Genomic DNA, 25707 nt, shown 5'->3' on the forward strand with positions numbered 1-25707 from the left:
AGCCCGGTTTTCAGCGCTAATGTCGGGCTCAAATCGTTACCCCGCGCGTTTGTGACACGAATGCCCCCAATTTGCGGACACATGGATGGCCACGCAGCCTTTAAGAGATAACCGATACGCCGACGCGGCGGGCCGGGGTTACAATATTTTCCGCAGCTGGCCGCTCTGGTTTCAGGGCCTTCTCGCCGCACTTGTCCTGTTCTTCGGATGGGAAGTCTATGCCGCACCGCCATGGAAGCTGGGCGGCCCGCCCCCGCCGCAGGGCATAGATTTCCTTGCGACCGACGGCACCGTCATCGCGCATCGCGGGCCGAAATCCGCCGTCCCGATCGATGCCGAGGAACTGCCCGAACACGTCCGGCAGGCCTTCCTCGCGATCGAGGACCGGCGCTTTTACGAACATGGCGGCATCGATTTTCGCGGCCTTGCCCGCGCCACGGTCACCAATCTGAAAGCCGGCGGCGTCGTTCAGGGCGGCTCCACGATCACGCAGCAGTACGTGAAGAATGCCTTCCTGACGCAGGACCGCACGTTCGTGCGCAAGGGCAAGGAAATGCTGCTGGCCGACTGGGCCGAAATGTGGATGAGCAAGAACGAGATCCTCTCGCGCTATCTCGAGCTCTGCTATTTCGGTGAAGGTCAGTACGGCCTCGTCGCAGCCGCGCATCATTATTTCGACCGCACGCCTTCGGAACTGACGCTGGGTCAGGCCGCTCTGCTGGCAGGGATGGTGAAGGCCCCTTCCCGCCTTTCGCCGATCGATAACCGCGAGGCATCGTTCGAACGCATGCGCGTCGTGCTGGGCGCGATGGCCTATGCCGGTTTCATTACCGAAGAACAGGCTGAGGAAGAGCCCGATCCCAAGGTGACGCCGGGCGCGGAGGACGACGAAGGTCCCAGCGGGACGTGGTTCGTCGACTGGCTCATGCCGCAACTTCCCGAGGATTTCTCCGGCTCGGTCCAGACCACGCTGGAGCCTGACGCACAGGCCCGGGCCGAACGCGTCGTGCGCAATGCGCGGCTTGGCGGGGCGGAAGTGGCGCTGATCGCGATGCGGCCCAATGGCGCGATCGCTGCGATGGTCGGCGGCAAGAAGTGGACGCCCGAGGCGTTCAACCGCGCCACGACCGCCAAGCGCCAGCCGGGTTCGACTTTCAAGCTATTCGACTATTTCGCCGCGATCCGCGAGGGTGCGACCGCCGACACGCTGATCGAGGACGGCCCGATCGACATCGACGGGTGGCAGCCGAAAAACGCCTATTCGGGCTATTACGGCCAGATCCCGCTGTCCCGCGCCTTTGCGATTTCGAGCAATACCGCAGCGATCCGCGTCGCGCAGGATGTCGGCGCGGATGAAGTCATCGACACTGCACGCGATCTGGGCGTCGAATCCGAGATCCCCGAAAATCTCAGCATGGCGCTCGGCACGGCAAACCTGACGCTCAAGGAACTGGCCGCCGCCTATGCTGCCTTTGCCCTCGGCAAATATCCGGTCGAACCCTATGGCCTTGCGGAAGAGGCCGCGACGCCTTGGCGCAGTCTCGATGCTAAGCGGGAATGGGCGCCGATGCTCAAGCTGCTTTACGGCGCAGCGAACAGCGGCACGGGCCGCGCTGCCGTGATCGACGGTCAGCCGACTTTCGGCAAGACCGGCACGACGCAGGAAGGGCGCGATGCCTTGTTCGTGGGCTTTGCCGGCAACATGGTGACGGCCGTCTGGGTCGGCCGCGACGACAACAAGCCGATCCCCGGCAACCACGGCGGCGGCAATCCGGCGCAGATCTGGAAGCAGTTCATGAGCGGGGTGAAGCTGGAGCCGCTGCAGCTTCCGCTCAAGATCAACCAGATCAAGCGCCCTGCCCCGCGCCGCACGATGAGCGCGGAAGATGCCGACATGAGCACGATCGAGATCGGTGACATGAATGAAGGCGACATCGACATCATAGTTCCCGAGGGCATCCCCGACCTGCCGGAAGGCTTTGGCGATATGCCTTCATCAGCCGGTGCCGAGGATTTAGAGCCCGAAGTGCCGCAAGCTGACATGCAGGTGCCGGCCACTCCGCCGCAGGGGCAGCCCGCGGCGCCGCCAGAAAACGGCCCTGGCCCCGCGCCCGAGTAACATCGAGCGCGACCAAGGCATGAAACGGTATTTCTATCTGGGGGCTGGCTACCTGTCGCTGGCGCTTGGCGGCATCGGCATCGTCCTGCCCCTGCTGCCTACGGTGCCCTTCATGATCCTTGCCGCGTTTTGCTTTGCCCGGTCAAGCCCACGGCTTGAGGCGTGGCTGGTCGAACACAAACACTTCGGCCCGCACATCACGGCATGGCGCGAAAAAGGCGCGATCAGCCGCCGCGGCAAGACCGCCGCACTGGCCGCCTTTGCCGCCAGCGTCATCCTGTCCTTCGCCTTCGCGCCGATGCCTGCGCCGCTGATCTCCCTGATGGCAGCGGTCGTGGGCGGAAGCTGGATCTGGTCCCGCCCCGAAAGCTAGGTGCTCAACGCATCGGGCAGGTGTTGAGGCCCACGATCCGGTAGAGCGGGCAGAACCCGACCAGCCCAGTAATCAGCGGGATCAGGCCGAGCCAACCCCACGACGTCTGCGGCCCCACGAATACCAGCGCGATGACGAACAGCCCCACGACGACGCGCAGGATGCGATCAAGTTTTCCTTCGTTGACAGGCATTGTTGCCGACTCCTTCTCCTCTGGAACTGCAACAATCGCACTTCGGACGGCGACGCTAAATGATCCCGATCAAACCCGCAGTTCGCGCCATTCGCCAAGGCCCAGCCCTTCGACCGTCCAGTCCCCGATGCTCCAGCGCACCAGCCGCAAGGTCGGGTGGCCGACGGCGGCGGTCATGCGACGAACCTGGCGGTTGCGGCCTTCGGTAATCGTCAGTTCGATCCAGGCATCGGGCACCGACTTGCGAAAGCGGATAGGCGGATCGCGGTCCCACAGGTCTGGCGGGTCGATCACGCGCGCACGCGCGGGCGCGGTCATTCCATCCTTCAGCCGCACGCCCTTGCACAGCGCCGCTATCGCCGCGCCGTCCGGCTCGCCCTCTACCTGCGCAAGGTATGTCTTGGGCATCTTGTGGCGCGGTTCGGCGATGCGGGACTGCAGCCGTCCGTCGTCGGTCAGCAAAAGCAGCCCCTCGCTGTCACGGTCCAGCCGCCCGGCGGGATAGACGCCGGGGACTTTCACGTATTCCGACAGCGTCGGATGCGGGCTTTCATCGCGTCCGGCGCTGAACTGCGACAGGACGCCGAATGGCTTGTTGAGCAGGATGAGGCGCGACACGGGCGTGCCCCGCCTTATTCCTCGCCCATGCGCAGCGCAGCGATGAAAGCTTCCTGCGGGATCGAGACGTTGCCGTATTCGCGCATACGGGCCTTGCCCTTCTTCTGCTTTTCGAGAAGCTTCTTCTTGCGCGTGATGTCGCCGCCGTAGCACTTGGCGGTCACGTCCTTGCGCATCGCGCTGATCGTCTCGCGCGCGATGACCTTGCCGCCGATGGCCGCCTGGATCGGGATCTTGAACAGGTGGCGTGGGATGAGATCCTTCAGACGCTCGCACATGCCGCGTCCGCGTTCCTCGGCAACGCCGCGGTGGACGATCATCGAAAGCGCGTCGACCGGCTCGTTGTTGACGAGAATGCTCATCTTCACGAGATCGCCTTCGCGCAGGCCGATCTGTTCATAGTCGAAGCTGGCATAGCCGCGGCTGATCGATTTCAGACGGTCGTAGAAGTCGAAGACCACTTCGTTGAGCGGCAGTTCATAAGTCACCTGTGCACGCCCGCCGACATACGTCAGGTCGACCTGGATGCCGCGACGGTCCTGACACAGCTTCAGGATCGAGCCGAGGTATTCGTCAGGCGTGTAGATCGTCGCCTTGATCCACGGCTCCTCGATGACCTTGATGCGGTTCTGGTCGGGATAGTCCGCCGGATTGTGCAGGAAGATCTCGCGCGCCTCGTCGGTACGGCTGGCGGCAAGGTCGATGCGATAGACGACCGACGGCGCCGTGGTGATAAGGTCGAGGTCGTATTCGCGGCTCAGGCGTTCCTGAATGATCTCGAGGTGCAAGAGGCCGAGGAAACCGCAGCGGAAGCCGAAGCCCAGCGCCGCGCTCGATTCCATCTCGAACGAGAAGCTGGCGTCATTCAAACGCAGCTTGGCGATCGATTCGCGCAGCTTGTCGAAGTCATTCGCGTCGACCGGGAAGAGGCCGCAGAACACGACTGGCTGGACTTCCTTGTAGCCCGCCAGCGCCTTGGCCGCGCCGTTCTTTACCGTCGTGATTGTGTCGCCGACCTTTGCCTGTTCGACTTCCTTGATCTGCGCCGTGATGAAACCGATCTCGCCTGGCCCCAGTTCGGGAAGGTCGGTGCGCTTGGGCGTGAAGCAGCCGACGCGGTCGATCAGGTGCTCGGTCCCGCCCTGCATGAACTTGACGTTCAGGCCCTTCTTGATGACCCCGTCCATGACGCGGACCAGGATGACGACGCCGAGGTAGGGATCGTACCACGAATCGACCAGCATCGCCTTCAGCGGTGCTTCGCGGTCACCGGCGGGCGACGGGATCTTCTCGACGATCTGTTCGAGGATCTCCTCGATGCCGATGCCCGACTTCGCGCTGGCCAGCACCGCATCGCTCGCGTCGATGCCGATGATGTCCTCGATCTCTTCCTTCACACGCTCCGGCTCTGCGGCGGGAAGGTCGATCTTGTTGATCACGGGCACGATCTCGTGGTCATGCTCGATCGACTGGTAAACGTTGGCCAGCGTCTGAGCCTCGACGCCCTGCGCCGCATCCACGACCAGCAGCGCGCCTTCACAGGCGGCAAGGCTGCGCGACACTTCATAGGCGAAGTCGACGTGACCCGGCGTGTCCATGAGGTTCAGCTCATAGGTTGTGCCGTTCTTGGCGGTATAATTAAGGCGCACGGTCTGCGCCTTGATGGTGATACCGCGCTCCTTCTCGATATCCATGTTATCAAGGACTTGCGCGCTCATCTCACGCTCTGTCAGGCCGCCGGTGAACTGGATCAGGCGGTCGGCCAGCGTCGACTTGCCATGGTCGATGTGGGCAATGATGCTAAAGTTGCGGATGTTCGCGAGTTCGGTCATGTGCGCGCCATTAGCGGTTGCCTGTGCCCGTGTCAGCAGGGAACACGCATTGGCGGTCGCAAGATGCGCGCACCTGACCAATAGTCGGCTGTTCCATCGGGCCGGAACCTGCTAGCGCGATCATCTCATGCCATTCACCTATCGCAAATCCACGGTCGAGGGTCTGACCCTGCGCATCGGCAGAAAAGGGGCCGGATCCCCGCACGACGCAGTGCCGCTGCTGATGCTGAACGGCATCGGTTTCAATTCGGAACTGATGGAAGACCTGTCGCGCCAGTTCCCGAACCGGCCGATCGTCTGTCCCGACATGCCCGGTTGCGGCAAATCGCCCGATCCGGTGCTGCCCTACACGATGCAGCGCATGGCCCGCGGCATGGCCGCGATGATGGAGCGCGAATTTCCCGGTCGGCCCTTCGCAGTCCTCGGCTTCTCTTGGGGCGGCGCGCTGGCTCAGCAGATCGCGGTGACCGCGCCGCGCAAGGTGGAACGGCTTGCCCTTGTCGCGACGACGTCGGGGCTACCGCTGCCGATCGCAAACCCCGAGGTTCTGCGCCGCCTGCTGGACCCGACCGAGTACATCGATCCGGCCATCCTGTCGGAAAACTTCCTCGCGCTTCTGCATGAAGGCGGGGCGAGCGCAGGGCTGCTGCGCCGCTTCAAGACGCCGACGCCAGCTGGCGTCGGTTGCCAGGTCGCCGCGCTGGCCAGCTGGACCGCAGCACCGATGCTGCCGTTCCTGCGAATGCCGGTGCTGCTCGCCGGGATGACCGAGGACGCCGTCGTCCCCATTGCGCATCAGCGGGCGCTGTCCTGCCTGATCCCGCAGGCCGAAACGTTCGAGGTCCGCACCGGCGGGCACCTGCTTCCCCTCGCCGTCCCTACCCGCATCGCGCCGCGCCTTGCCGAGTTTCTGGAAGGCAAGGAAGCGCTTGTGAACTGCTAAGACGCAGCCACCCCTTCCCTTTTCGTGTCCGTTCGATAGCCTGACCCGACAAGACAAGCAGCTTGCGGGGGACTTCAATGCGCCACATCGCGGTGATCGGTTCGGGCCCGGCCGGATATTACACGGCGGAGGCCGCCATTAAGCACTGGGGCGACGATGTGCGCGTCGACGTCTTCGACCGCCTGCCCGTCCCCTATGGCCTTATCCGCACCGGCGTTGCCCCCGATCACCAGACGATCAAGGCCGTGTCGGGCCGCTATGAAAAGACGGCGCTGACCGAAAACGTCCGCTTCGTCGGCAATATCTCGATCGGCAAAGACATCTCGGTCGATGAACTGCGCGGCCTTTACGATGCCGTCGTTGTCGCGACCGGCGCGCCGCATGACCGGAAACTGGGCATTGATGGCGAGGAGCAGACCGGCGTCTATGGCAGCGCGGCTTTCGTCGGCTGGTACAATTCGCACCCGCAGTTCCGCAATCTGGACCCCGATCTTTCGAGCGATACCGCCGTTGTCATCGGTATGGGCAACGTCGCGCTCGACGTGTCGCGCATCCTGTCCAAGACCGAGGCCGAGTTCGAGGGATCGGACATCGCCGCCCATGCGCTCGACATCCTGAAGGGCTCGAACATCTCGCGCATCGTCCTGCTGGGACGGCGCGGGCCGCACCAGATCATGATGACGCCCAAAGAGCTTTCCGAACTCATGAAGCTCGACCGCGCCAGCCCGCATGTCGACAACGCGGACCTTCCGCCAGAAGGCGACGACGCGATGCTGGAGCCGGGCTTGCGCAAGTCGGTGAACCACTTGCGCAGCTTTGCCGCGATCCCTGCACACATTCATGCCGACAAGGCGATCGAGATCGAGTTCGACTTCTTCGCCAGCCCCAAGGCAATCCTTGGCGACGGAAACAAGGTGACCGGCATCGAGGTCGAGCGGACCGAAGTAAAGACCGGCCGCGCCGTCGGCACGGGTGAGACCTACACGATCCCCTGCGGCCTCGTGGTCACCTGCATCGGCTATCACACTGCCAACATTCCCGGCGTGCCGTTCGATGAACGCCTTGGCCGCTTCGCCAACGACGAAGGCCGCATCCTGACGGGGCTTTACTGCGTCGGCTGGGCACGGCGCGGACCTTCGGGGACGATCGGCACCAACAAGCCCGACGGTTTCGCCATCGTCGAGAAGGTCGCCGAGGATATGGAGGCGGGCCTGCTGGGGAATGGCAGCAAGAAAGGCCGCCCGGGCTTTGACGAACTAGCAGCCGCGCGCGGGCTCGACATCGTCACTTTCCGCGATTGGAAAAAGATCGAGGAAGCAGAAGCCTCGGCCGCCCGCGACGGCGCTCCGCGTGAGAAATTCGCCGATATCGAAGCGATGATCCGGGCAGCGCAGTAAGGACAAACGGATGGGGACGAACCGCGTGGCTCGTCCCCATCTCGTTCGCATTACTCGCGGCGATTCAGGGCTGGCGCAAGTTCCGCGTCAGCCGCCGGGGCTGATCAGCGCCCTTCGCCAGCCTGCGCATTGGCCGGTGCCGGCGGCTGAAGGCCGTCGATCGTCTGGGCCAGACGTGCGCCGAAGCTCTGCGCCTGCGGGGCGCAGGTCTTGTTCGCTTCCTCGACGTTGCCGAGCAGGCTCTGCACCGTCTGCGGGTTGATCTTCGTTTCGACCTTGCCGCCCGTACGCGCTTCGTAGCGGCCCATGAAATAGCTCATCATGAAGCCTAGACCGCGCTTGCGGCCCTCGTCCTGCTCCTGCGAACCGGCGACAAGCGCCCAGGTTGCGCAACGCAGGTCCGGATCGGGCGCGGCGTCCTGCGCGGCAGCAGGCAGCGCGGACAGGCCGAGCGCAGCGGCAGCGGCGATGGATGCGTACTTGGCAATCATAGTAATACTCCCGTTTGGGCGGCCCCTAACGCGCACGGCGCGCAAAGGCCAACCCATCGCCCGGTGCGATGGACGAAACGGGCTTGCTGCAGGATGAAGGGAGCCTTCGCGTCATGTAATCTGTGGCCTCACGCCTGTCCGATCGTTTCCGAAAGGGTCAGGATCGTGCGTGCATGACGCGATGCCACGGCCATGCGATCGGCTCCGTATCCCCCGCCCAGCGTGCTTGCCAACGCAATCCCGCGGCGGCGCGCCTCTGTAGCGACCATGCGATCGCGCGCCTGAAGGCCGCCGTCGCTTAGCGCCAGCCGCCCCAGCTTGTCATCGACATGGGCATCGACGCCCGCCTGCAGCAGCACCAACTGCGGCGCAAACTGGTCGAGCGCTTGCCGCAGCGACTTGCCGAGTGCGTCCAGATAGGCATCGTCGCCCGTTGCATCGGGCAGTGCGATATCCAGCGAGGAGCGCGCCTTCCGCGTCGGGAAATTCTTCTCCGCGTGAAGCGAAAGCGTGAAAATATCGCTGCGTCCCGCCGTCAATGCCGCCGTTCCGTCCCCCTGATGCACATCGAGGTCGAGGATCAGGATGCGCGAAACATCGCCTTCGGCCAGCAAGCGGTTCGCGGCAACGGCAAGATCGTTGAAGACGCAGTACCCTGCCCCGGTGTCGGCCAGGGCATGGTGGCTTCCGCCTGCGCTGTTGGCGGCAAAGCCGTGCTTCAGGGCAAGTTTGGCCGCAAGCCATGTGCCGCCGGGCGAAAGCTGCGACCTATGGGAAACACGCTCATCGATCGCGAACCCGATCCGACGCTGTTTCGCGTGCGGCACGGTGCAGGTAACGACTTCCTCGACGTAGTCCGGATCGTGCACCGCCTCCAACCAGGCTTTCGGCATGACCTCCGGCTCATGCACCGTCATCGGCACACCGCTTTCGCCAAGAGACAGCATGACCAGCGCGTACTTGTCGTGCGGGAACGTCCCGCCACTCTTCATCGCGATCGCATAGCCGGGATGATGGACGACGTGCAGCATTCGCAGGACGCCGGCTGCCTAAGTGGCCGCAGAAAGCCGGTTGCCCATCAGTTCACCAAGCCGAACCGGCCTTTCCGGAGCCCAGTCTTCGTTGAACGTAATCGTGTCTTTCCCGAACAGCATGACGATCGTGGAGCCCAGCCGAAAGCGGCCCATTTCCTCGCCCTGTTTCAGTTCGATTGCCTGATCGCCGTAAGTCCATTCGCAGACTTTGCCGGTCCGCGTCGGATTGACCACTCCGTGCCAGACGGTTGCCATGCTGCCCACGATAGTCGCGCCGACCAGAACCATGACGAACGGCCCATGTGTCGGCGAATCGAACACGCAGACGACCCGTTCATTGCGGGCGAAGAGGTTCGGCACACCGCGGGCCGTGGTCGGATTTACCGAGAACAACGCCCCCGGCACATAGATCATGCGCAGCAGCCTGCCGTCGCATGGCATGTGGAGACGATGATAATCCTTGGGAGACAGGTATAGGTTGGCAAAGCTGCCATGGCGAAAGCCGACCGCCAGGTCTTCATCACCGCCAAGCAGTTCTGCGGTGGTGAAGTGGTGCCCCTTGGCCTGAAATATCCGGTGATCATCGATCGACCCGAACTGGCTGATCGCGCCATCGACCGGGCTGATGAAGTCCGCCGATGCCAAGGGCCGCGCACCGGCCTTCAAGGGGCGCGTGAAAAAGTCGTTGAACGTCGCATAGCTGGCGATGTCGGGGTTTTCCGCCTCCCCCATGTCGACACCATACTTGCCGACGAACCAGCCGATCAGCCGCGTCGTCATCGCGCCGCCCCGCGCACCGGCGACGCGGCCGGCGAACGTGGTCAGACGCCGCTTGGGCATCAGGTACTGCGGCAGGACTTTCAGGCGTTCGAGCATGTTACGTCATAACGCCTTTGGACCCGAGAAAGTGCCCGAGACGGCAAACCTCCTCGCAAATGCGGGTCAGACCCGCATCGGCATCAGGACGTAGAGAGCCGGGCTCGCATCGTTCTGGCGGATCAGCGTCGGCGCACCGGCATCGGCAAGGTGCAGTTCGACGTTGTCACCTTCGATCTGGGCGAGGATGTCCTTGAGGTAGTTGGCGTTGAAGCCAATCTCCAGCCCCTCGCTGCCATAGGCGGCCGCGATTTCCTCGGCCGCGGTGCCGTTGTCGGGCGACGTTACCGAAAGCGTCACGCGGTCCGTATCGACGGCCATCTTCACGGCGCGGGTCTTTTCGGTCGCGATGGTCGCAACGCGGTCGACGCCGGCGAAGAACGACTTGGGATCAAGTTTCAGCAGCTTGTCATTACCGGTGGGGATGACGCGGCTGTAATCCGGGAACGTGCCGTCGATCAGCTTGCTGGTGAGGACGATGCCGCCCTCTCCGCCCAGCGTGAAGCGGATCTTGCTGGCCGACAGGTCGATCTGGACGTTGGAATCGAGCGATTCTTCGAGAAGCTTGCGCAGTTCGGCGACGCATTTGCGCGGCACGATCACGTCGGGCATCCCCTCTGCGCCGTCGGGGCGCGGGATCGTGAAGCGCGCAAGGCGGTGACCGTCGGTGGCCGCTGCCTTCAAAACCGGCTGGCCGCCCGGGCCATCGTCGGCCACGTGGAAGAAGATGCCATTGAGGTAATAGCGCGTTTCTTCCGTGCTGATCGCAAAGCGGGTGCGATCGACGAGCTGCGCCAGTGTCTGGGCCGGAACCTCGAACGTGGTCGGCAGGTCGCCTTCGACGATAACGGGGAAGTCGTCACGCGGCAGAGTGGGAAGCTGGAAGCGGCTGCGCCCGGCCTTCACGACCATGCGGTTGTCCGCGGTTTCCAGGCTGACCTGCGAACCGTCGGGCAGCTTGCGCGCGATGTCGAACAAGAGGTGGGCCGAAACGGTGATCGCGCCCGGGCTTTCGACCGAAGCGGCGGGCATGGCCTCTACCACTTGCAGGTCGAGGTCGGTCGCCATCACTTTGACGGTGCCGTCGGCCTTCGCCTCGATCAGGACGTTGGACAGGATCGGGATCGTGTTGCGGCGTTCCACCACCGACTGCACGTGAGACAGGCTGTGCAGCAGGGTTGCCCGTTCGATCGTCGCCTTCATTTCAATCAGATCCCCTTTTGCCCGACCGTGTCGAGAGGACCGACCAGGCATGAAATACGGTCAAACTTTCCTAGCGGATGGGTGAGACCGAACAAGGCGAACGAAAGGGGAACGGGTCGATTCTGGGGATAAAAGGCGGGGAAGAAGTCACTTGGCCTGCCCGATGGCGCGTGGAAGGCGCCTCGAGAGGCCGGTGGAAAGGCCGGGCGAAGAGGCGTATCTTACCCCTCGCGGTCGCGCCCACGATCCTTCTGAAGCGAAAAAGGAGGAACTCATGCGACATTCAATCGCAATTGCCGCCCTTGTCTCGGTCGTGCCCATCGGTGCGACGGCGCAGGACACGGACACGGCGGCCCTGATCGCCAATGCCAGCACTGCCGCCCCGGCGTCAGTGACGGACAAGGCCACTTTCGTCGACGGTGACGGCAACGTCATTCGCGAAGGCACCAACGGTTACACCTGCCACCCGCAGTCGGCCATGACCGGTCCCATGTGCAACGACGCGCAGTGGGAAGCACTGATGGGCGCGTTGATGGCGGGCAAGCCCTACGTCCCGACCGGCTTCGGCGTGTCCTACATGCTCGCCGGCGAAGGCACCGCACCGGGCGTCAGCAACATAAGCCCGGCAGAAACCGAACCGACACCAGACAACGACTGGATCAAGGACGGCCCGCACATGATGCTCATCCTGCCGGACGCGGCGATGCTGGAAGGCATTTCGACCGATCCGGCGGACCCGGTCTATGTCATGTGGAAGGACACGCCCTATCGGCACCTGATGGTGCGGATCGCCGAGGAGTAATTCTCAGACCTCGCCGCGATCGAGTTCGAGGCAGAAGAACTGGTTGAACTCGCTCGCCACGTAGTCAGAGAAGGCACCGCAGCTTTCGAACCCGCGTTTGCGGTAAAGGGCAAGCGCCGGTTCGAAAGACGAACCGCTGCCGGTCTCCAGGCTCAGTCGCGTCATGCCTTGCGCCTTGGCCGCTTCGATGATCGTTTCAAGGAGCTGCGCCGCGGCACCGCGCCTTTCGAAGCCCGGAGCCGTCCGCATCGACTTCACTTCGCCGGTGCCGTCGCCAAGCGCCTTCAGCGCGCCGATGCTGGCGATCGTGTCGCCATCCCACGCAGACCAGACCGTCACGCGCGGGTCCTGCAGCCCCGACAGGTCGAGCGCGAATACGCTCTCTGCCGGGGAATTGGCCTGCATCCCGGCAAGATGCAGCGCCAGCAGGCGGCGGGTCTGCTCACCGCCCAGATCGTCTTCGCGTATCGTGAACATGCGAGCAGGCCCCTACCCTGATCAGATCATCGCCATGCCGCCATTGACGTGCAGCGTCTGGCCCGTGACGTAGCCCGCTTCCTTTGATGAAAGGTAAGCAACGGCCGCACCGATATCCTCGCCCTCACCCATGCGGCCCATCGGGATGCGTGCGTTGAGCGCATCCTTCTGCGCGTCAGGCAGGACGTCGGTCATCGCCGTGCGGATGAAGCCGGGCGCCACGCAGTTCACGGTGACGTTGCGGCTGGCCAGTTCCTGCGCAAGGCTCTTCGACAGGCCGACAAGACCCGCCTTGGCCGCGGCGTAGTTCATCTGGCCGGGATTGCCGGTCGTGCCCACGACGCTGGTGATCGAAACGATGCGGCCGAACTTGGCCTTCATCATCGGACGGGTCGCGGCGCGCATCAGGCGGAAGGCCGCCGACAGGTTGATGTCCAGCACCTGCTGCCAGTCTTCGTCCTTCATGCGCATCATGAGGCCATCGCGGGTGATGCCCGCATTGTTGACGAGGATATCGAGGCTGCCCAGCGTGTCGATCGCTGCGGGGACGAGTTCCTCCACCTGCGTCGTGTCCGACAGGTTGCAGGTGATCTCGACGTGATCGCCGCCAATCTCCTCGTTCAGCTGTTCGCGAAACGCGCGCAGCTTGTCACCGTTTGAGCCCGAAAGCGCGAGGCGTGCGCCCTGCTTCGCGAGCGCGACCGCGATGGACGAACCGATGCCGCCGCTGGCCCCGGTGACAAGCGCGGTCATACCGCTGAGGTCGAACATCTTGTTCATTCCACGTTTCCTTCTTCACGCAGTCTATGAAGCCCCTCGATGCGGATAAGCCGCGCCTTGGCAAGCGGAGGGGCGTAATTTTCGATAGTGGCGATGGCGCCTTCTTCCATGGAGACGACAAAGCCACCGGTCATGGCTTGCATCGCTTGGGCCCGTTCCACGCCGTCGGCCTGCAGTTCGCCCGACAAGATACGAAGGTCGCGCATGGAGATGCGGTTCAGCATTTCCTGCACTTCCAGCCTGCTGGGCGTGGAGACCGGCATGGAATTCACGATCCCCATCTCGACCAGATAGCCGGTTTGAGCCCCGAACGCCGCAGACATCGTCGCATCGTCCCAGTCGAGTTCGGCCATACAACGGTAGAGGTGGCTTGCCAGCGCGTTCGACAACGCCTCGGTCGGATCGGGGATCGGCCCTCCCGGCTGATAGTCGAAATGATCGGTGTAGAACGAGATATAGGCCGCGTTCTCAGCATCGGTCGCATCGCGCATGCACGCAATGTTCGGCGGCACGTCCGCTTCCTGCGCAGCGGCAGGCGCGGCAATGGCCACCCCGCCCGCAATCAGGGCGAAACAGGCGCTGAGCGGAAAGCGCATCACAGTTCCTTAGCCAGCGCCTCAATGTCTTCCATCGTTACCACGCTGGTGACGACCGCGTCGGGGAAGGAACGCTTGATCATCGGCGCCAGCACCTTGCCGCCCAGTTCGTAGAAGTGGGTCACACCAATCGCGCCCATGCCGATCGCGCTTTCGCGCCAGCGGACGCGGCCCGTGACCTGTTCGACCAGCAGGCGGCGGATTTCGGCAGGGTCGGCGACCGGCTGCGCCGTCACGTTGGCAAATACCGGCAGGATCGGCGCGCTCGGCGGCGTGGCGGACAGCGCCTCTGCCATTGCGTCGGCGGCGGGCTGCATCAGCGGGCAGTGGAACGGTGCCGAAACCGGCAGCTTCACACCGCGCTTAATGCCAAACTCCTTCACCAGCGCGATGGCGCGGTCGATCGCCTCGGCATGGCCCGACAGCACGACCTGCGTCGGATCGTTGTCGTTGGCAACGGTGCAGACCTGCCCTTCGGCAGCGGCTTCTGCCAGCTGCGTCGCTTTCTCGATGTCGGCACCCAGCAGCGCGCACATCGCGCCCACGCCGACCGGCACTGCGGCCTGCATCGCCTGTCCGCGCAGCTTCAGCAGACGCGCGGTATCGGCGACAGAGAACGCGCGCGCGGCACAAAGCGCGGTATATTCGCCAAGGCTGTGTCCAGCGACGTAATCGCCCTTTTCGCCCAGCGAGACATTGAATTCGCGGCCCAGCACACGCACGACCGCCATGGCATTGGCCATGATCGCGGGCTGTGCATTTTCGGTAAGGGTAAGCTGGTCTTCGGGCCCTTCGGCCATCAGCTTGGCAAGATCCTGCCCCAGCGCGTCGTTCACTTCCTCGAACACTTCGCGAGCCGCGCTGCTGGCGGCGGAAAGGTCCATGCCCATCCCGACCTTCTGGCTGCCCTGCCCCGGGAAAACGAATGCCTTCATGATACAAGTCTCCTGTTGCCGGGCGGGTTAGGCATGCCTTTGCCCACGGGCAAGCCCTCAACCCAGCGAAATGTCGATAAGCAGACCGTCTTCGAACCGGCCCGCCTTGTCGGCGACCAAGCCGTAGAAGCCGAGCAGCGAGTCGGTTGGTTCGTAAAGTTCAATCATGTGTCCGTGGGTCTTCACCGTGTCGATGAAGGCAAAGCGAAAGCCGTCTTCCATCAGCGCGTCGAACGCGACTTCATATCCGGCTGCGGCGTAATGGGCGATCTCGTCCTCGATCGATTCCACGAAAAGCGCGATATGGTGCAGTCCGCTCTCCCCCGAACCCTCGGAATACATGTCATGAAAGGCGGAGGGGCCGGCATTGTTCTGCTGAACGAATTCCACCATCACCGAACCCCACTGGCCATAGGCGCTGGTATGGTCGAGCGTTGCCGGATTGCCGCGGTGCGTAGCCGTGCCCAGCGGGATATTCTCGGCCACAAAGAACGGGCCGGATCCGTAAAGGGTGTGATGCTCGGTCGCCGCCTTGCGGACATCGGGCACGAAATACGCGATCTGCCTGACGGGCAGCGCCTCTGGCATCTGTCTCTCCTCCTCGCGCGGTCCGTCAACCGGGCACGAAGTCGCGCTGGTGACCGAACGGCACGATCCGGTTCGCGTGGTCGTGCCCTATATCCGCACGGCCAAGGTACTGGATGCCGGCCCTTGCGCACCAGTCTTTTGCGATAGTCTCTGCATCGGCGCCGAATTCGCGGTCGTTCTCCGGCACGTCGGACACGCGGCCAAGCCGCAGCCCTGCAATGTCCATGCCCTTCAGCACTTCGACCGTGTGAAAGAACAGCCGGTCCACCGAGTAGAGATATTCGCTCACTTCCTCGACCATCACGACATGACCGCGCAGGTCCGGCATGAACCGCGTGCCTGCCAGCATGGCGAGCGTGGTGAGATTGAAGGCCACCGTCGGGCGGTGATCCAACGTAGGTTCCAGAGTATCGGCATCACCCTTCATCCAGGCGAGAACCCGCTCGATCGCCTCGGTCCCGCGGTGGCGTTTGACGTCGAGGGGCATGGGCGCATGGACCGGCCTGCCGATCCCCGCCTTGTAGAGCGAACCGAGCAGGTAGCCTCCGTCGGACGAGCCCAGAAACACCTTCCTGTCCGCATCGCGCGAAAGATAGGCCAGCGCCGCCTCGCAGATGCGGTTCGAACCATAACCGCCGCGCGCGAACCACACCGCGTCGATAGTCGGGTCGTTCGCGCAGTCGAGCAGGGCCTCAAGCCGCTGTTCGTCCGTGCCTGCGAAATGGCCTGCCTCGTAGAAGCACTGCTCGTGGAAATGCAAATCCACCCCTTCGAAGCACGAGGCGACTTCGCGCACCGGCGCGACGAGTTCGCGTGGCAGCGTTGCCGATGGGGCGCAGATGGCGATGCGTATGGCCATATGCATGTGGCTATCCGTCGCACCCGCGATTGCCAAGCGTCACCACAGGCAATAGCCACAGGGGCGATGACCGACACCCCGATTTCGCAAAGCCCCGTCCCCCAAGACCTTACCGGCCGCCCGTTCTTTTTCTGCGGGATCGGCGGGTCGGGGATGCTGCCGCTCGCCTGCATCCTGAACGCGCGCGGAGCGAAGATCGCCGGATCGGACCGCAGTCGCGACCAGGGGCGCAGCGCGGAGAAATTCGCATGGCTGGAGGCTCAGGGCATCGAACTGTTCCCGCAGGACGGCAGCGGCATCACCAGTGGCGATCGGGTTCTGGTCGCCAGCGCCGCGATCGAGGATACCGTCCCCGAAGTCGCCCGCGCGAAAGAACTGGGCTGCCTGCGCGCCAGCCGCGCCGAATTGCTGTCGGCTCTGTTCAACGCCGCGCCAACCTCGATCGCCATTGGCGGGACGAGCGGGAAGTCGACCGTGACGGGCATGACCGGCTGGATCATGGACCGCGCGGGCACCGACCCCACGATCATGAATGGCGCGGTGATGAAGAACTTCGTCGCGCCTGACATCCCTTTCGCCAGTGCACGTGCGGGGCGCGGACAGGTCTTCGTGTCGGAAGTGGACGAAAGCGACGGCTCCATCGCGCTTTACCAACCGTCGGTCGCGGTGCTGCTTAACGTGACGCTCGATCACAAGTCGATGGACGAATTGCGCATCCTCTTCGGCGATTTCCTCGCCGCTGCCGATGTCGCGGCGGTCAATGCCGACGATGCCGAGGCGCTGGCCCTGCTGCCGCGCGCCAAGCAGGCGCTGACTTTCGGGATCGAGCAGGAAAAGGCGCAGATCGGCATCGTGCCCGGCTCCATCGCCGACGGCCCGACACGGCAGGCTGCGACGCTGATCGACCGACATGATGGCAGTGAATATCCGCTCGTCCTGAACGTGCCGGGCCGTCACAACCTTTCGAACGCGCTGGCCGCGATTGCCGCCTGTGTCGCCGCGGGGGTTGCGGTTGGCGATGCGGTGGCGGCTCTTGCCAGCTTTACCGGCCTTGCGCGCCGATTCGACATTGTCGGCATCAGCCCGTCGGGCATCGCGGTCATCGACGATTTCGGCCATAACCCCGATAAGGTCCGCGCCACGCTTCGTACGCTGCGCAGCCATCCAGGCCGCGTCATCGCCTTTTTCCAGCCGCACGGCTTCGGGCCGCTGAAGCAGATGGGCCGCGAACTGGCGCAAGTCTTTGCCGAAGAGCTTGAGGCAGACGACCGCGTGATCCTGTGCGATCCGGTCTATTTCGGCGGCACCGTGGACAAGAGCGTCGGCAGTACCGAACTTGCCGGATGGATCGCCGAGGCCGGAAAACAAGCCGAACACATCCCGTCACGCGACGGCTGCGGCGACCGGATTGTCGAGATCGCTCAGACCGGCGACCGCATCGTCGTGATGGGCGCGCGCGACGATACGCTCAGCACTTTTGCCAAGGGCATTCTCGACCGGGTGGCCTAGCCCCAAAAAGCAACGGGGCGCCCGGATACCGGACGCCCCGCTCCCCACAAATCGTGTCCGAAGCTTACTTCGGCGCGTGCGTGTGGCCCAGTTCGCTCGTCGACGAGGCGATCAGTTCGCCCATTTCCTTGTCGAGCGCTTCGAGCTCTTCTTTCGAGCCCAGCTTCTTGATGCCGGCGTTCCGCCATGCCGCTCCGGTCGGAGAGATGCTGTAATCCATCTCTGCCATACCGCCTTCCATCGGGATCATGACCATGACCGGCCAGTCGCCAGAATTCATGTGCATGATCGTAGCCGGCTTCTGACCGGCTTCGACGCTGATCTCGTTCATGATCTTCGCGATCTCTTCGAAACGGTCCCATTTCCCGTCTTCGATTTCGAGATAAAGGATGCGGTACGCACTACGGCCTGGATCTTCCTTCATCTCTACTTGCGCATGCGCAGAGACGGAAAGGCCAAGCGTAACAGTCGCCAAGACGGCAGTCTTCATAAGCTTCATGATGTTCCCCCTTCATCCACTTGGGATGAACGGGAATAGATCAAGCAAAGTCGAGTCGGCACAACCCCTGCGGCGAAAGTTTATTTTAACGGGACTTTCCATGTATTTACGATGATTGAAACGAAAAAGGGCGACCCATAGGGGCCGCCCTTTCGTCTATTTGATAGACTTTTCGTCTGTTCAGAAGGTCTTGGTAAGCACCACGAGACCCGGATCACCCGCGAAGGGGCGCGGGGTAAAGCCCTTCTCGCGTTCCAGTTCGATCGCCGCGTGGTTTTCGCGATCCTCGATGGCGATGACCTGCTTCAGCCCGCGATCCTGCGCAGCCTTGCTCAACAGGTCAAGCATCGCCCAGCCCACACCGCGGCCCTTGTAGTCGTGGCGGATCGAAACGGCCACTTCGCCCAATTCCATGCGGGCATCGCAAGCCAGCATCGCGGTGGCGACAAGCGCGCCGGTATCGGCGTCGAAGGCCAGGAAGTTTTCAGACTGCCAGTGATCGACTTCGATCAGGGGGGCCAACTGATTGAGCCCGACGTGGGCCTGCGCGCTCAGAAAGCGGAAGCGGCGGTCATCAACGCTGACGCTGCGGAAAAAATCGACCAGCATCTCCACGTCGCCGGATTCGACGGGGCGAACTGAAAGCTGAACATCGTCGCGCGTCGACACGGTAAGGTCGGAAGTAATCACGTTCACTGCCATTCTCCATGTTTCGTCGCCGGAACATGTGCCGGCCATGGCGGGGCAGATAGTGATTATGCTGCGTTTGCGAAGAGAATTGTTGCGTTGCAGCACATGCTAATTGGCAGTTGCCTCTTGCATAAAATGCAAACGGCTAAAAGCAGCAGGGGCAGGCAGCATCGCCACCCACCCCGCAACTTGTTGCAATGCTTCAGAAAGTCCGCGTCAGGACAACCAGCGAATTGTCACCGGCGAAGGGCCGCGGTTCGAAACCCTTCTCGCGCTCAAGCTCGATCGCGGCGTGGTTGTCACGGTCCTCGATGGCGATGACCTGCTTCAATCCACGTTCCTGCGCCGCCTTGCCGAGTACGTCCAGCATGGCCCAGCCCACGCCCCGTCCGCGATAGTCGGAACGGACCGATACGGCGATCTCCCCCACGTCCATCCGCGCATCACAGGCCAGCATGGCCGTCGCGACAAGCGCGCCATTGCCGGTGTCGAAAGCAAGGAAGTTCTCGGTCTGCCAGTGGTCAACCTCGACCAGCGGGGCGATCTGGTCATGCCCGATATGCGCCTGCGCGCTAAGGAAACGGAAGCGGCGATCGCTTTCGCGCACGTTCTCGAAAAAGTCTTCCAGAAGCGCTTCGTCACGCGGCTCGACCGGGCGAACGGTAAGCTGCACGGCATCGCGGGTAAGGACGGTTCGCTGGGCGGCCATCACGTTCATCGGCTTTCTCCTGATCCTTGCGCCGGAACCCTCGCCGGCCATGGAAAGGAGAATAAGCGCCTTGCTGCATCTGCGAATTGATCTGTCGCAAGCGCATGATTGCCCATTTTGAAAACGCGGTTGCGTGAAGTGCAACAGTTGAAATGGAGCTGGCAGTAACTAGCAAAGGTCTGACAACGCAGCGGCAAAAGACCTTTCGTCTTCAGCCTCGGCGAAAAGACCCGAAGAGCGGGTTCAGGAGGTAATATGCGATCGCTGAGTGATAAAGTAGCGTTGGTAATCGGCGGATCGCGCGGCATCGGCGCGGCCGTCAGCCGCAGGATGGCCGCTGATGGTGCATCGGTCGCGATAGTTTATCTCAGCCGCTCCCAGGAAGCGGAAGACTTTGGGAAAGAACTGCAAAGCCAGGGAACGAAGGTCTTTCTTGCCCAGGCAGACGTCAGTGATCAGCGCGCTCTTAGTGAAGCGATCGACAAGGTTGCCGAACATTTCGGCCGGCTGGACATTTTGGTGAACGTTGCCGGCGTGGCGATCGTGGGCCCGCTGGATGATTATGCCGAAGATGCGTTCGACCGCACATTCGCCCTGAACGTCAGGGCGCCGTTTGTCGCGTCGAAGAAGGCTGCGGCACTGATGCAGGAAGGTGGACGCATCATCACCATCGGCAGCATCGTCGCGGATCGGATGCCGAGTTACGGGGGAACGTTGTACGCTGCCAGCAAGGCAGCGCTTGGCGGGATGACACGCGGTCTGGCCCGCGATCTGGGTGAGCGCGGCATCACCGCCAACCTTGTACAACCCGGACCAATCGATACGGAACGCAATCCCGCAGATGGCCCCAATGCCGCTGCCAATCGCGGACCGCTGGCCATTCCCCGGCATGGAACCTCGGATGAGGTGGCGAGCCTCGTCGCCTACTTGGCCTCGGAAGACGCCGCCTTCGTCACCGGATCGACCTACAATATCGACGGTGGGTGGAGCTCTTAGGGCCCGTCAGGGTTCAGGCGCCAGGATCGGATGGCTGCGTCCGTCCCGACAGCACGACCTCAACGCCTGAAGGCGAACAGCTTCCAGTACGTCAGACACCGCCACAGCCACTCCAGCGGGCCGAAGCGGTAGCGTTCGAGCCAGGGCTTCGACCAGCCGAGCATCAACGCCCATCCGGCAAAGACGAAAAGCCAGATGCCCCAGCGCGGGACTTGCGCGATGAGGCCGAAGCCCCAGCCGTGGAACAACCCCGGGAAGATCACCGACATCGCGATGTAGTTCGTGAACGCCATGCGCCCGGCGGCAGACAACCTCTCGCCCAACCATGTCGGCCCCAGCTTAGGCGTCACCACCACCAGCAGGCCCGCCATGCCCAGCACCATCGGCAGGCGGTACTGCGGCGACCATGCATAAGTGTAGAAATAGGTCGTCGCGGGCGCAAAGTCGCTTTGCCAGATGGTCAGCCCCAACCCCAGCGCCACCACGAGCGAGAACGCGATACCCACGCCTGACCAAAGCGTGACTTTGCGGGCGTTCCAGTTGCCCGTGAAAAAGCCTGCCCTGTAAAGCGCCGCACCGATCAGCATCAGGCCAAGATAGCCTGCGCCATAGGCCATGATGACGAACGTCGTGCGGCTGATCGGCGTATCGTACTTGTGCCGGTCCTGCGCCATCTCAATGAAGTTCGCGCCGCGATCGAATTCCAGCGCTTCGCGCGTTTCGCTCTCGAATTCCTCGCGCCAGTCGGCATAGTCGTGCGCGGTCTGCACGTCGGCGGTTCCGGTAGAGACCGCCAGTTCCTTCTGGTGATTGCGGTCGAAATAAGTCGTGACGGCCCATCCGTCCCAGATCAGCAGCGCCGCGGCCAGCGCGACCAGTCCCCAGTTCGGAATGCGCCGGATCAGCAAGATCGGCACCAGAAACGCGCCGACGACGGCATAGTCGAGCAAGATGTCCCCCTCGAAGAACAGCACGAAATGGAGCGACCCGAAGACCCAAAGCCAGAAGAGCCGCCGGTATTGGAGCCACCAGCCCTTCCCTCCCTTGGCCCGCGCATGTTCGAGGAACAGCACCACGCCCGCCCCGAACAGAACGGTGAACAGACCGCGCATCTTGCCGTCGACCAGCAACAGATTGATCAGCCAGAACAGCTTTTCGGCAAAGGTGTCCTCGATCATGGTCGGCACGCGGTGGGCGCTGCCCGGCAAGGCAAAGGCGACCATGTTCGCCGCCAGAATGCCCAGCACCGCGAACCCGCGGACAAGATCCAGCGATTGGATGCGCCCCGCAGGCGCCGGTTCGTCGGGCGTAGCAGCCACGTCCATCACGTCTGTCGGCACGGCACTGGTCATACGCATCCCCCAATGCGAATGGTTGCGACTCGTCGTCGGACAGGACATTAGGCCCGCCGGTGCGCCGGTCAAACAGGCGCGGTTTCACGCCCTTTGGCCTTGCATTTGCGGACAGACGCTGTAAGGGGCGCGCTTCCCTGCCTGTCCGGTACGGGAAAGCAGAAGGCCGGAGGGGCCTTGCACATCCGGTGCAAAGGTCAGCCGATCGGCAGTAAGTACAAGGACGCTACGCATGCCGCTTTACGAGCATGTGTTCCTGGCGCGCCAGGACCTGAGCCAGGCTCAGGTTGACGCGCTTGCGAACACCGCAACCGAAATCGTCGAGGCAAACGAAGGCAAGGTCACCAAGATGGAGACCTGGGGCCTCAAGAACCTCGCCTACAAGATCGACCGTAACCGCAAGGCTCACTTCGTGATGCTCAACATCGATGCCCCCGCCGGCGTCGTTGCAGAGCTCGAGCGCCAGACGCGCATCAACGAAGACGTCATCCGTTACATGACCGTCCGCGTTGAAGAGCACGAGGAAGGCCCCTCGGTTATGATGCGCAAGAATGACCGCGAACGCCGCGGCCGTCGGGGAGATCGCTAATGGCCCGTCCGTTTTTCCGTCGCCGCAAGTCGTGCCCGTTCTCTGCCAAGAACGCTCCGGCAATCGACTACAAGGACGTCCGTCTGCTCCAGGGCTTCATGTCCGAGCGTGGCAAGATCGTTCCTTCGCGCATCACCGCCGTCTCCGCCAAGAAGCAGCGCGAGCTGTCGAAGGCGATCAAGCGCGCACGCCAGATTGGCCTGCTGCCCTACGTCGTTAAGTAAGGAGCGGATCCATGGATATCATTCTGCTCGAACGCATCGAGAAGCTCGGCTCGATCGGTGACGTCGTCACCGTGAAGGACGGCTACGCACGCAACTATCTTCTCCCCGAGAAGAAGGCCCTGCGCGCGAACGAAGCCAACAAGAAGGTCTTCGAAGCCAACCGCGACCGCCTCGAGAAGGAAAACGCAGAGCGTCGCACCGACGCCGAAGCCGCTGGCGAAAAGATCGACGGCACCGAGATCGTCCTGATCCGCGCCGCTTCGAACGCCGGCCAGCTCTACGGTTCGGTCAACGTTCGTGACGTCACCCTGGCTCTGGCCGACAAGGGCTTCGACGTCGACAAGAAGCAGGTCATCATGGGCTCGCCCATCAAGACCATCGGCATGTTCGACGTCACCGTCGCGCTGCACCCGGAAGTTCGCGTCACGATCAAGGCAAACGTTGCCCGTTCGGACGACGAAGCCGAACTGCAGAGCGAAGGCGTCGACGTCCTCGCTGCGATGTTCGAAGAAGAATCGCAGGACAAGGGCGGCTTCACCGAAGCATTCGATCCCAATGCTGAACCGGGCGAAATCGCCACGGACGACGCAGAGGCGACCGAAGCCGAAGGCGAAGAGGAAGCCTGAGAGCTTCTTCACGCCGACAAGGCATGAAAAAAGGGCGCGGCGGGATTACCTGCCGCGCCTTTTTCTTTGCCTGTCATACAGGGCTCGCCCGCTACGTCAGGCGTCTTCGGGAAGCCCGATAGCCTTGAACTGCGCGGCCAGCACCGCCCGCATCCGCGCGGGCGTCCAGTCCTCTGGCGCGAAACACGCTTCCATAGCGATACCGGTCACTGCCGCGATCAGACAGCGGGCGTTCAGTGTCAGTTGCGCCGAAGTCGGCGGCTCACGATAGCGCGAGGCGATAACGACACGATGGACGGCCAGCCCGTCCTCTGCCGACCGGCGGCGTTCCTCGGCATAGCGCGGATCGAGATGCGCCTGCGCCCAGAAGGCCAGCCATACCTGCCACATCCGGCGGGAGAGATCGTCCATGGGGAGAATCTGGCAGAAGCATTCTACCAGCGGCGCATCAGTCCCGGCGATGGAAAGCAGCCGTTCGCGCGCCAGCATGTTCGCGCGGCGATAGATGTTGAAGAGCAGTTCTTCCTTGCTCTCAAAATAGTGAGACACGATCGAAGTGCTGCACCCGCAGGCCTTGGCCACCTCTCTTGTCGTAACGGCGCCGATCCCGCGTTCGGCGACGATGTCGAAAGCGACGGCCTCGACTTCAGCGCGGCGTTCTTCCTTATCCACCACGATTGGCATCATCGGTTCTCCCGTGCGACCCGATGTTTTTTGGCAGGATACGCGCCCGACAGCCTTTCGCAACTGCCGGGCGCAAAATCCTAGAATGTCTGGCTAAGTCCAATCGAAACGCGCCAGTCCTGAGGCATTTGGATACCGTTCAGGTCTTGATGGATCGGCAAGGCAAACTCGACCGAAAGCTGCGGATGGTTGGCTGCAGAGATCGGCAGGAACCAGTTGGTGCCCAATCCCAGCGACACCGTGTCGCCGCCGTAGTTGCCTCGTCCGTCGGACGGCGAAGCGGTCTTGTGCGGACCGTTATATTCACCTTGGATCGCCCCTTCGTGGACATATTCGACGCGCGCCGTCGTGCCGAGGCGGCCGGTCAGGCGATAGCTTGCCCATGCGCTCGTCTGCAGCTTGTCACCGAAGGAGAAGCCGACGTCGTTCCGCTTTTCGCTACGCCACTTGTACGATGCCTGTCCGCCCCAGCCGACCGGACCGACAGAGCCGGAGACGGTGACCGCAGGTTCTATGTCCCAAGTCCCGCTGCCCGGCTGCATGCCATAGTGGACGAAAGTGCCATCAGGATTGGTGAGGTCGTCCGAACCCGTCGGCACCCAGACGCCCAACGTGGCATGGGCCCATAGCGCCCTGCCTTTCGCCAGCCGGTAAGAGGCAGAGACGAGCGTATCGCCAAAGCCTTCGGCCCCGTGCGAATGCGTCTCGCCGTAGCCCAGCATCGAAGAATGGCCCGCCATGCTATCGCCTGACATGTCCATGCCGCCCGCCATCGGGTTGATGCCGACCATCGTCATTCGGTGCCACATGTAGTGCGGCATCACCATCAACGTCACATCATCATTGGGCGCATACATCAGGTCGAGCATGACCATGTCCATTTCCATGGACTGGGCGCGCACGGAGTATCCGGCGGCAAGCACGTCGGCATCGTCGATCTTGTCGGTCCCGCTGACGTTCTGCCCCGAATAGCGACGACGTTCGAGGCGAAGGCCGACCATGACCTCGTCCCCGTCGTGCATATGATCGTTCATCAGGCCTGCCGACGGATGCAGCAGGGCAGTCTCGACGCGGATCTCGTTGGCATCGTCAGTCGTCTCTGCCAGCGCAGGCTGCGCGGCAAGGATCAGAAGCAGCGCGAATGCGCCGCCCGCAAGTACGGTTTTCATCTATAAAGTCCATCAATCTGAAATCGTTGAAGCCGGGCCAGAGCGGCCCGAACGGGAAATCAGGCGATGGAAGGTGGCCCCGTGGACGGGGGCAGCGTGTGGGCCGGCCGCAGGGCAAGCGCCTTGGCCGCCAGCGTCGGCTGAACCGCGCGGGCCGGAAGCACCTGGGGCAGCATTGGCATGTCGGGCGTCGTGGCAGCGGCGGCGAAACCGGCAAAGGCGCAGGGCGACGGCTTTTCGTGCTCCTTCACCTCACCCTTCTTGGGCGGCAGTTCGATGGTCCACGTCGCGTCGCTGTTGCAGATGTCGACGATCAGCACGCCGCCTTTCGCCTCGGCCATGTAGCCTTGCGGCATGACCGCGCGCATGAAGAGCGCTGCTGCCAGAAGCAGCCAGACCCAGGCACCGGGGCGCGAGAGGCGGAAGAAACGTCGCATGCCGGCCGCTCCGCTAGCGCCGATGTCCCGCGCCGCCAAGCGGGAAAAACAGGCCCTACGACAATTGTCCGAAGTGCGAAGCGTAACCGACCGGACACGCTGGGCCG

The 25707-nt window shown here is 63.1% G+C and carries 30 protein-coding genes; 10 read left to right on the top strand and 20 right to left on the bottom strand.

The window, feature by feature from the left end:
- Nucleotides 1-85: 85 nt before the first annotated feature.
- Nucleotides 86-2119 (top strand): transglycosylase domain-containing protein, encoded by a 2034-nt coding sequence (locus tag KIH45_RS12195; RefSeq protein ID WP_213176279.1) that lies wholly within the window; start codon nucleotides 86-88, stop codon nucleotides 2117-2119.
- A gap of 19 nt (nucleotides 2120-2138) precedes the next feature.
- A complete protein-coding gene (locus tag KIH45_RS12200; protein WP_213176280.1) occupies nucleotides 2139-2492 on the top strand; it encodes a YbaN family protein in 354 nt (117 codons plus the stop codon).
- Between the two features lie 4 nt (nucleotides 2493-2496).
- On the opposite strand, the gene KIH45_RS12205 is transcribed toward KIH45_RS12200, so the two are convergent.
- From KIH45_RS12205 to lepA, 3 genes are all read right to left on the bottom strand, one after another.
- On the bottom strand, nucleotides 2497-2685 hold the full coding sequence (locus KIH45_RS12205) for a YgaP family membrane protein (protein WP_213176281.1): 189 nt from the start codon (nucleotides 2683-2685) through the stop codon (nucleotides 2497-2499).
- Nucleotides 2686-2754: 69 nt separating this feature from the next.
- Entirely contained in the window at nucleotides 2755-3303 is a 549-nt protein-coding gene (locus tag KIH45_RS12210) for a pseudouridine synthase (protein WP_213176282.1), read from the bottom strand.
- Between the two features lie 14 nt (nucleotides 3304-3317).
- Nucleotides 3318-5135 carry a translation elongation factor 4 gene (gene lepA, locus KIH45_RS12215; protein WP_213176283.1) on the bottom strand — a complete coding sequence of 606 codons (1818 nt, stop codon included), beginning with the start codon at nucleotides 5133-5135 and terminating at the stop codon, nucleotides 3318-3320.
- A gap of 127 nt (nucleotides 5136-5262) precedes the next feature.
- Here lepA and KIH45_RS12220 point away from each other — a divergent pair, with 127 nt between their 5' ends.
- Both KIH45_RS12220 and KIH45_RS12225 read left to right on the top strand, forming a co-directional pair.
- Nucleotides 5263-6078, top strand: coding sequence for an alpha/beta fold hydrolase (locus tag KIH45_RS12220; protein WP_213176284.1), 816 nt, complete (start codon nucleotides 5263-5265; stop codon nucleotides 6076-6078).
- Between the two features lie 77 nt (nucleotides 6079-6155).
- Complete coding sequence (locus KIH45_RS12225) at nucleotides 6156-7475, top strand: FAD-dependent oxidoreductase (RefSeq protein ID WP_213176285.1); 1320 nt, start codon at nucleotides 6156-6158, stop codon at nucleotides 7473-7475.
- 104 nt (nucleotides 7476-7579) lie between these two features.
- On the opposite strand, the gene KIH45_RS12230 is transcribed toward KIH45_RS12225, so the two are convergent.
- The 4 genes from KIH45_RS12230 to dnaN all read right to left on the bottom strand — a co-directional run bounded on the left by KIH45_RS12230 (nucleotide 7580) and on the right by dnaN (nucleotide 11079).
- On the bottom strand, nucleotides 7580-7966 hold the full coding sequence (locus tag KIH45_RS12230; RefSeq protein WP_213176286.1) for a hypothetical protein: 387 nt from the start codon (nucleotides 7964-7966) through the stop codon (nucleotides 7580-7582).
- Nucleotides 7967-8094: 128 nt separating this feature from the next.
- Nucleotides 8095-8997 carry a histone deacetylase family protein gene (locus tag KIH45_RS12235; protein ID WP_213176287.1) on the bottom strand — a complete coding sequence of 301 codons (903 nt, stop codon included), beginning with the start codon at nucleotides 8995-8997 and terminating at the stop codon, nucleotides 8095-8097.
- An 18-nt stretch (nucleotides 8998-9015) separates the two neighbouring features.
- A complete protein-coding gene (asd, locus tag KIH45_RS12240; RefSeq protein ID WP_213176288.1) occupies nucleotides 9016-9876 on the bottom strand; it encodes an archaetidylserine decarboxylase in 861 nt (286 codons plus the stop codon).
- A gap of 66 nt (nucleotides 9877-9942) precedes the next feature.
- Nucleotides 9943-11079, bottom strand: a complete 1137-nt coding sequence (dnaN, locus tag KIH45_RS12245; protein ID WP_213176289.1) for a DNA polymerase III subunit beta — start codon at nucleotides 11077-11079, stop codon at nucleotides 9943-9945.
- Nucleotides 11080-11353: 274 nt separating this feature from the next.
- On the opposite strand from dnaN, the gene KIH45_RS12250 reads away from it, so the two are divergent.
- Nucleotides 11354-11881 carry a hypothetical protein gene (locus tag KIH45_RS12250; RefSeq protein WP_213176290.1) on the top strand — a complete coding sequence of 176 codons (528 nt, stop codon included), beginning with the start codon at nucleotides 11354-11356 and terminating at the stop codon, nucleotides 11879-11881.
- A 3-nt stretch (nucleotides 11882-11884) separates the two neighbouring features.
- On the opposite strand, the gene KIH45_RS12255 is transcribed toward KIH45_RS12250, so the two are convergent.
- The 6 genes from KIH45_RS12255 to KIH45_RS12280 are packed head-to-tail and all read right to left on the bottom strand — an operon-like array spanning nucleotide 11885 to nucleotide 16116.
- On the bottom strand, nucleotides 11885-12358 hold the full coding sequence (locus tag KIH45_RS12255; RefSeq protein ID WP_213176291.1) for a GNAT family N-acetyltransferase: 474 nt from the start codon (nucleotides 12356-12358) through the stop codon (nucleotides 11885-11887).
- A gap of 21 nt (nucleotides 12359-12379) precedes the next feature.
- Nucleotides 12380-13129, bottom strand: a complete 750-nt coding sequence (gene fabG / locus KIH45_RS12260) for a 3-oxoacyl-[acyl-carrier-protein] reductase (protein WP_213176479.1) — start codon at nucleotides 13127-13129, stop codon at nucleotides 12380-12382.
- A 5-nt stretch (nucleotides 13130-13134) separates the two neighbouring features.
- Nucleotides 13135-13734, bottom strand: a complete 600-nt coding sequence (locus tag KIH45_RS12265) for a hypothetical protein (protein ID WP_213176292.1) — start codon at nucleotides 13732-13734, stop codon at nucleotides 13135-13137.
- Complete coding sequence (fabD, locus tag KIH45_RS12270) at nucleotides 13734-14669, bottom strand: ACP S-malonyltransferase (RefSeq protein ID WP_213176293.1); 936 nt, start codon at nucleotides 14667-14669, stop codon at nucleotides 13734-13736. Before fabD ends, KIH45_RS12265 begins: the two co-directional genes overlap by 1 nt.
- 57 nt (nucleotides 14670-14726) lie before the next feature.
- Nucleotides 14727-15257: a VOC family protein gene (locus KIH45_RS12275; protein ID WP_213176294.1), complete on the bottom strand. Its 531-nt coding sequence runs from the start codon at nucleotides 15255-15257 to the stop codon at nucleotides 14727-14729.
- A gap of 25 nt (nucleotides 15258-15282) precedes the next feature.
- Nucleotides 15283-16116 (bottom strand): LD-carboxypeptidase, encoded by an 834-nt coding sequence (locus KIH45_RS12280; protein ID WP_213176295.1) that lies wholly within the window; start codon nucleotides 16114-16116, stop codon nucleotides 15283-15285.
- A 66-nt stretch (nucleotides 16117-16182) separates the two neighbouring features.
- On the opposite strand from KIH45_RS12280, the gene KIH45_RS12285 reads away from it, so the two are divergent.
- Nucleotides 16183-17625: a glutamate ligase domain-containing protein gene (locus KIH45_RS12285; protein ID WP_213176296.1), complete on the top strand. Its 1443-nt coding sequence runs from the start codon at nucleotides 16183-16185 to the stop codon at nucleotides 17623-17625.
- 64 nt (nucleotides 17626-17689) lie between these two features.
- Here the strand turns inward: KIH45_RS12285 and KIH45_RS12290 are convergent, their stop codons facing one another.
- The 3 genes from KIH45_RS12290 to KIH45_RS12300 form a co-directional block, all read right to left on the bottom strand.
- On the bottom strand, nucleotides 17690-18124 hold the full coding sequence (locus KIH45_RS12290) for a hypothetical protein (protein ID WP_213176297.1): 435 nt from the start codon (nucleotides 18122-18124) through the stop codon (nucleotides 17690-17692).
- 180 nt (nucleotides 18125-18304) lie between these two features.
- Entirely contained in the window at nucleotides 18305-18826 is a 522-nt protein-coding gene (locus KIH45_RS12295; protein ID WP_213176298.1) for a GNAT family N-acetyltransferase, read from the bottom strand.
- Nucleotides 18827-19016: 190 nt separating this feature from the next.
- On the bottom strand, nucleotides 19017-19532 hold the full coding sequence (locus KIH45_RS12300; RefSeq protein WP_225899884.1) for a GNAT family N-acetyltransferase: 516 nt from the start codon (nucleotides 19530-19532) through the stop codon (nucleotides 19017-19019).
- Between the two features lie 246 nt (nucleotides 19533-19778).
- On the opposite strand from KIH45_RS12300, the gene KIH45_RS12305 reads away from it, so the two are divergent.
- Nucleotides 19779-20519 (top strand): SDR family NAD(P)-dependent oxidoreductase, encoded by a 741-nt coding sequence (locus KIH45_RS12305; protein ID WP_213176299.1) that lies wholly within the window; start codon nucleotides 19779-19781, stop codon nucleotides 20517-20519.
- A gap of 59 nt (nucleotides 20520-20578) precedes the next feature.
- Here KIH45_RS12305 and KIH45_RS12310 read toward each other — a convergent pair whose 3' ends face one another.
- Nucleotides 20579-21877, bottom strand: a complete 1299-nt coding sequence (locus tag KIH45_RS12310; RefSeq protein ID WP_213176300.1) for a DUF418 domain-containing protein — start codon at nucleotides 21875-21877, stop codon at nucleotides 20579-20581.
- 226 nt (nucleotides 21878-22103) lie between these two features.
- Between KIH45_RS12310 and rpsF the strand changes: the two genes are divergently transcribed.
- The 3 genes from rpsF to rplI are packed head-to-tail and all read left to right on the top strand — an operon-like array spanning nucleotide 22104 to nucleotide 23310.
- Nucleotides 22104-22460, top strand: coding sequence for a 30S ribosomal protein S6 (rpsF, locus tag KIH45_RS12315; protein ID WP_066761015.1), 357 nt, complete (start codon nucleotides 22104-22106; stop codon nucleotides 22458-22460).
- The gene (gene rpsR / locus KIH45_RS12320; protein WP_066761017.1) at nucleotides 22460-22684 is read left to right on the top strand and encodes a 30S ribosomal protein S18; all 225 of its coding nucleotides are present in this window, start codon (nucleotides 22460-22462) and stop codon (nucleotides 22682-22684) included. The genes rpsF and rpsR overlap by 1 nt, the downstream gene beginning before the upstream one ends.
- An 11-nt stretch (nucleotides 22685-22695) precedes the next feature.
- Nucleotides 22696-23310 carry a 50S ribosomal protein L9 gene (gene rplI, locus KIH45_RS12325; RefSeq protein ID WP_213176301.1) on the top strand — a complete coding sequence of 205 codons (615 nt, stop codon included), beginning with the start codon at nucleotides 22696-22698 and terminating at the stop codon, nucleotides 23308-23310.
- Nucleotides 23311-23406: 96 nt separating this feature from the next.
- Here rplI and KIH45_RS12330 read toward each other — a convergent pair whose 3' ends face one another.
- The 3 genes from KIH45_RS12330 to KIH45_RS12340 form a co-directional block, all read right to left on the bottom strand.
- Entirely contained in the window at nucleotides 23407-23997 is a 591-nt protein-coding gene (locus tag KIH45_RS12330) for a TetR/AcrR family transcriptional regulator (protein ID WP_213176302.1), read from the bottom strand.
- A gap of 77 nt (nucleotides 23998-24074) precedes the next feature.
- The gene (locus KIH45_RS12335) at nucleotides 24075-25163 is read right to left on the bottom strand and encodes a transporter family protein (protein ID WP_213176303.1); all 1089 of its coding nucleotides are present in this window, start codon (nucleotides 25161-25163) and stop codon (nucleotides 24075-24077) included.
- A 59-nt stretch (nucleotides 25164-25222) separates the two neighbouring features.
- Nucleotides 25223-25600 carry a hypothetical protein gene (locus tag KIH45_RS12340; RefSeq protein WP_213176304.1) on the bottom strand — a complete coding sequence of 126 codons (378 nt, stop codon included), beginning with the start codon at nucleotides 25598-25600 and terminating at the stop codon, nucleotides 25223-25225.
- Nucleotides 25601-25707: the final 107 nt, after the last annotated feature.

It is taken from the genome of Croceicoccus gelatinilyticus (assembly GCF_018398395.1).
Taxonomy (GTDB): domain Bacteria; phylum Pseudomonadota; class Alphaproteobacteria; order Sphingomonadales; family Sphingomonadaceae; genus Croceicoccus; species Croceicoccus gelatinilyticus.

Excerpts from the sequence above, each read along its gene's own strand:
- rpsR (WP_066761017.1), top strand. The coding sequence starts at position 22,460 with ATGGCCCGTCCGTTTTTCCGTCGCCGCAAGTCGTGCCCGTTCTCTGCC.
- lepA (WP_213176283.1), bottom strand. The coding sequence starts at position 5,135 with ATGACCGAACTCGCGAACATCCGCAACTTTAGCATCATTGCCCACATC.
- fabD (WP_213176293.1), bottom strand. The coding sequence starts at position 14,669 with ATGAAGGCATTCGTTTTCCCGGGGCAGGGCAGCCAGAAGGTCGGGATG.
- KIH45_RS12310 (WP_213176300.1), bottom strand. The coding sequence starts at position 21,877 with ATGCGTATGACCAGTGCCGTGCCGACAGACGTGATGGACGTGGCTGCT.
- KIH45_RS12195 (WP_213176279.1), top strand. The coding sequence starts at position 86 with ATGGCCACGCAGCCTTTAAGAGATAACCGATACGCCGACGCGGCGGGC.
- KIH45_RS12250 (WP_213176290.1), top strand. The coding sequence starts at position 11,354 with ATGCGACATTCAATCGCAATTGCCGCCCTTGTCTCGGTCGTGCCCATC.
- KIH45_RS12255 (WP_213176291.1), bottom strand. The coding sequence starts at position 12,358 with ATGTTCACGATACGCGAAGACGATCTGGGCGGTGAGCAGACCCGCCGC.
- rpsF (WP_066761015.1), top strand. The coding sequence starts at position 22,104 with ATGCCGCTTTACGAGCATGTGTTCCTGGCGCGCCAGGACCTGAGCCAG.
- KIH45_RS12230 (WP_213176286.1), bottom strand. The coding sequence starts at position 7,966 with ATGATTGCCAAGTACGCATCCATCGCCGCTGCCGCTGCGCTCGGCCTG.
- KIH45_RS12305 (WP_213176299.1), top strand. The coding sequence starts at position 19,779 with ATGCGATCGCTGAGTGATAAAGTAGCGTTGGTAATCGGCGGATCGCGC.
- dnaN (WP_213176289.1), bottom strand. The coding sequence starts at position 11,079 with ATGAAGGCGACGATCGAACGGGCAACCCTGCTGCACAGCCTGTCTCAC.
- KIH45_RS12285 (WP_213176296.1), top strand. The coding sequence starts at position 16,183 with ATGACCGACACCCCGATTTCGCAAAGCCCCGTCCCCCAAGACCTTACC.
- KIH45_RS12225 (WP_213176285.1), top strand. The coding sequence starts at position 6,156 with ATGCGCCACATCGCGGTGATCGGTTCGGGCCCGGCCGGATATTACACG.
- KIH45_RS12330 (WP_213176302.1), bottom strand. The coding sequence starts at position 23,997 with ATGATGCCAATCGTGGTGGATAAGGAAGAACGCCGCGCTGAAGTCGAG.
- KIH45_RS12280 (WP_213176295.1), bottom strand. The coding sequence starts at position 16,116 with ATGGCCATACGCATCGCCATCTGCGCCCCATCGGCAACGCTGCCACGC.
- KIH45_RS12335 (WP_213176303.1), bottom strand. The coding sequence starts at position 25,163 with ATGAAAACCGTACTTGCGGGCGGCGCATTCGCGCTGCTTCTGATCCTT.
- KIH45_RS12200 (WP_213176280.1), top strand. The coding sequence starts at position 2,139 with ATGAAACGGTATTTCTATCTGGGGGCTGGCTACCTGTCGCTGGCGCTT.
- KIH45_RS12220 (WP_213176284.1), top strand. The coding sequence starts at position 5,263 with ATGCCATTCACCTATCGCAAATCCACGGTCGAGGGTCTGACCCTGCGC.
- KIH45_RS12290 (WP_213176297.1), bottom strand. The coding sequence starts at position 18,124 with ATGAAGCTTATGAAGACTGCCGTCTTGGCGACTGTTACGCTTGGCCTT.
- KIH45_RS12265 (WP_213176292.1), bottom strand. The coding sequence starts at position 13,734 with ATGCGCTTTCCGCTCAGCGCCTGTTTCGCCCTGATTGCGGGCGGGGTG.
- KIH45_RS12205 (WP_213176281.1), bottom strand. The coding sequence starts at position 2,685 with ATGCCTGTCAACGAAGGAAAACTTGATCGCATCCTGCGCGTCGTCGTG.
- KIH45_RS12295 (WP_213176298.1), bottom strand. The coding sequence starts at position 18,826 with ATGGCAGTGAACGTGATTACTTCCGACCTTACCGTGTCGACGCGCGAC.
- KIH45_RS12275 (WP_213176294.1), bottom strand. The coding sequence starts at position 15,257 with ATGCCAGAGGCGCTGCCCGTCAGGCAGATCGCGTATTTCGTGCCCGAT.
- KIH45_RS12300 (WP_225899884.1), bottom strand. The coding sequence starts at position 19,532 with ATGAACGTGATGGCCGCCCAGCGAACCGTCCTTACCCGCGATGCCGTG.
- rplI (WP_213176301.1), top strand. The coding sequence starts at position 22,696 with ATGGATATCATTCTGCTCGAACGCATCGAGAAGCTCGGCTCGATCGGT.
- KIH45_RS12235 (WP_213176287.1), bottom strand. The coding sequence starts at position 8,997 with ATGCTGCACGTCGTCCATCATCCCGGCTATGCGATCGCGATGAAGAGT.
- fabG (WP_213176479.1), bottom strand. The coding sequence starts at position 13,129 with ATGTTCGACCTCAGCGGTATGACCGCGCTTGTCACCGGGGCCAGCGGC.
- KIH45_RS12340 (WP_213176304.1), bottom strand. The coding sequence starts at position 25,600 with ATGCGACGTTTCTTCCGCCTCTCGCGCCCCGGTGCCTGGGTCTGGCTG.
- asd (WP_213176288.1), bottom strand. The coding sequence starts at position 9,876 with ATGCTCGAACGCCTGAAAGTCCTGCCGCAGTACCTGATGCCCAAGCGG.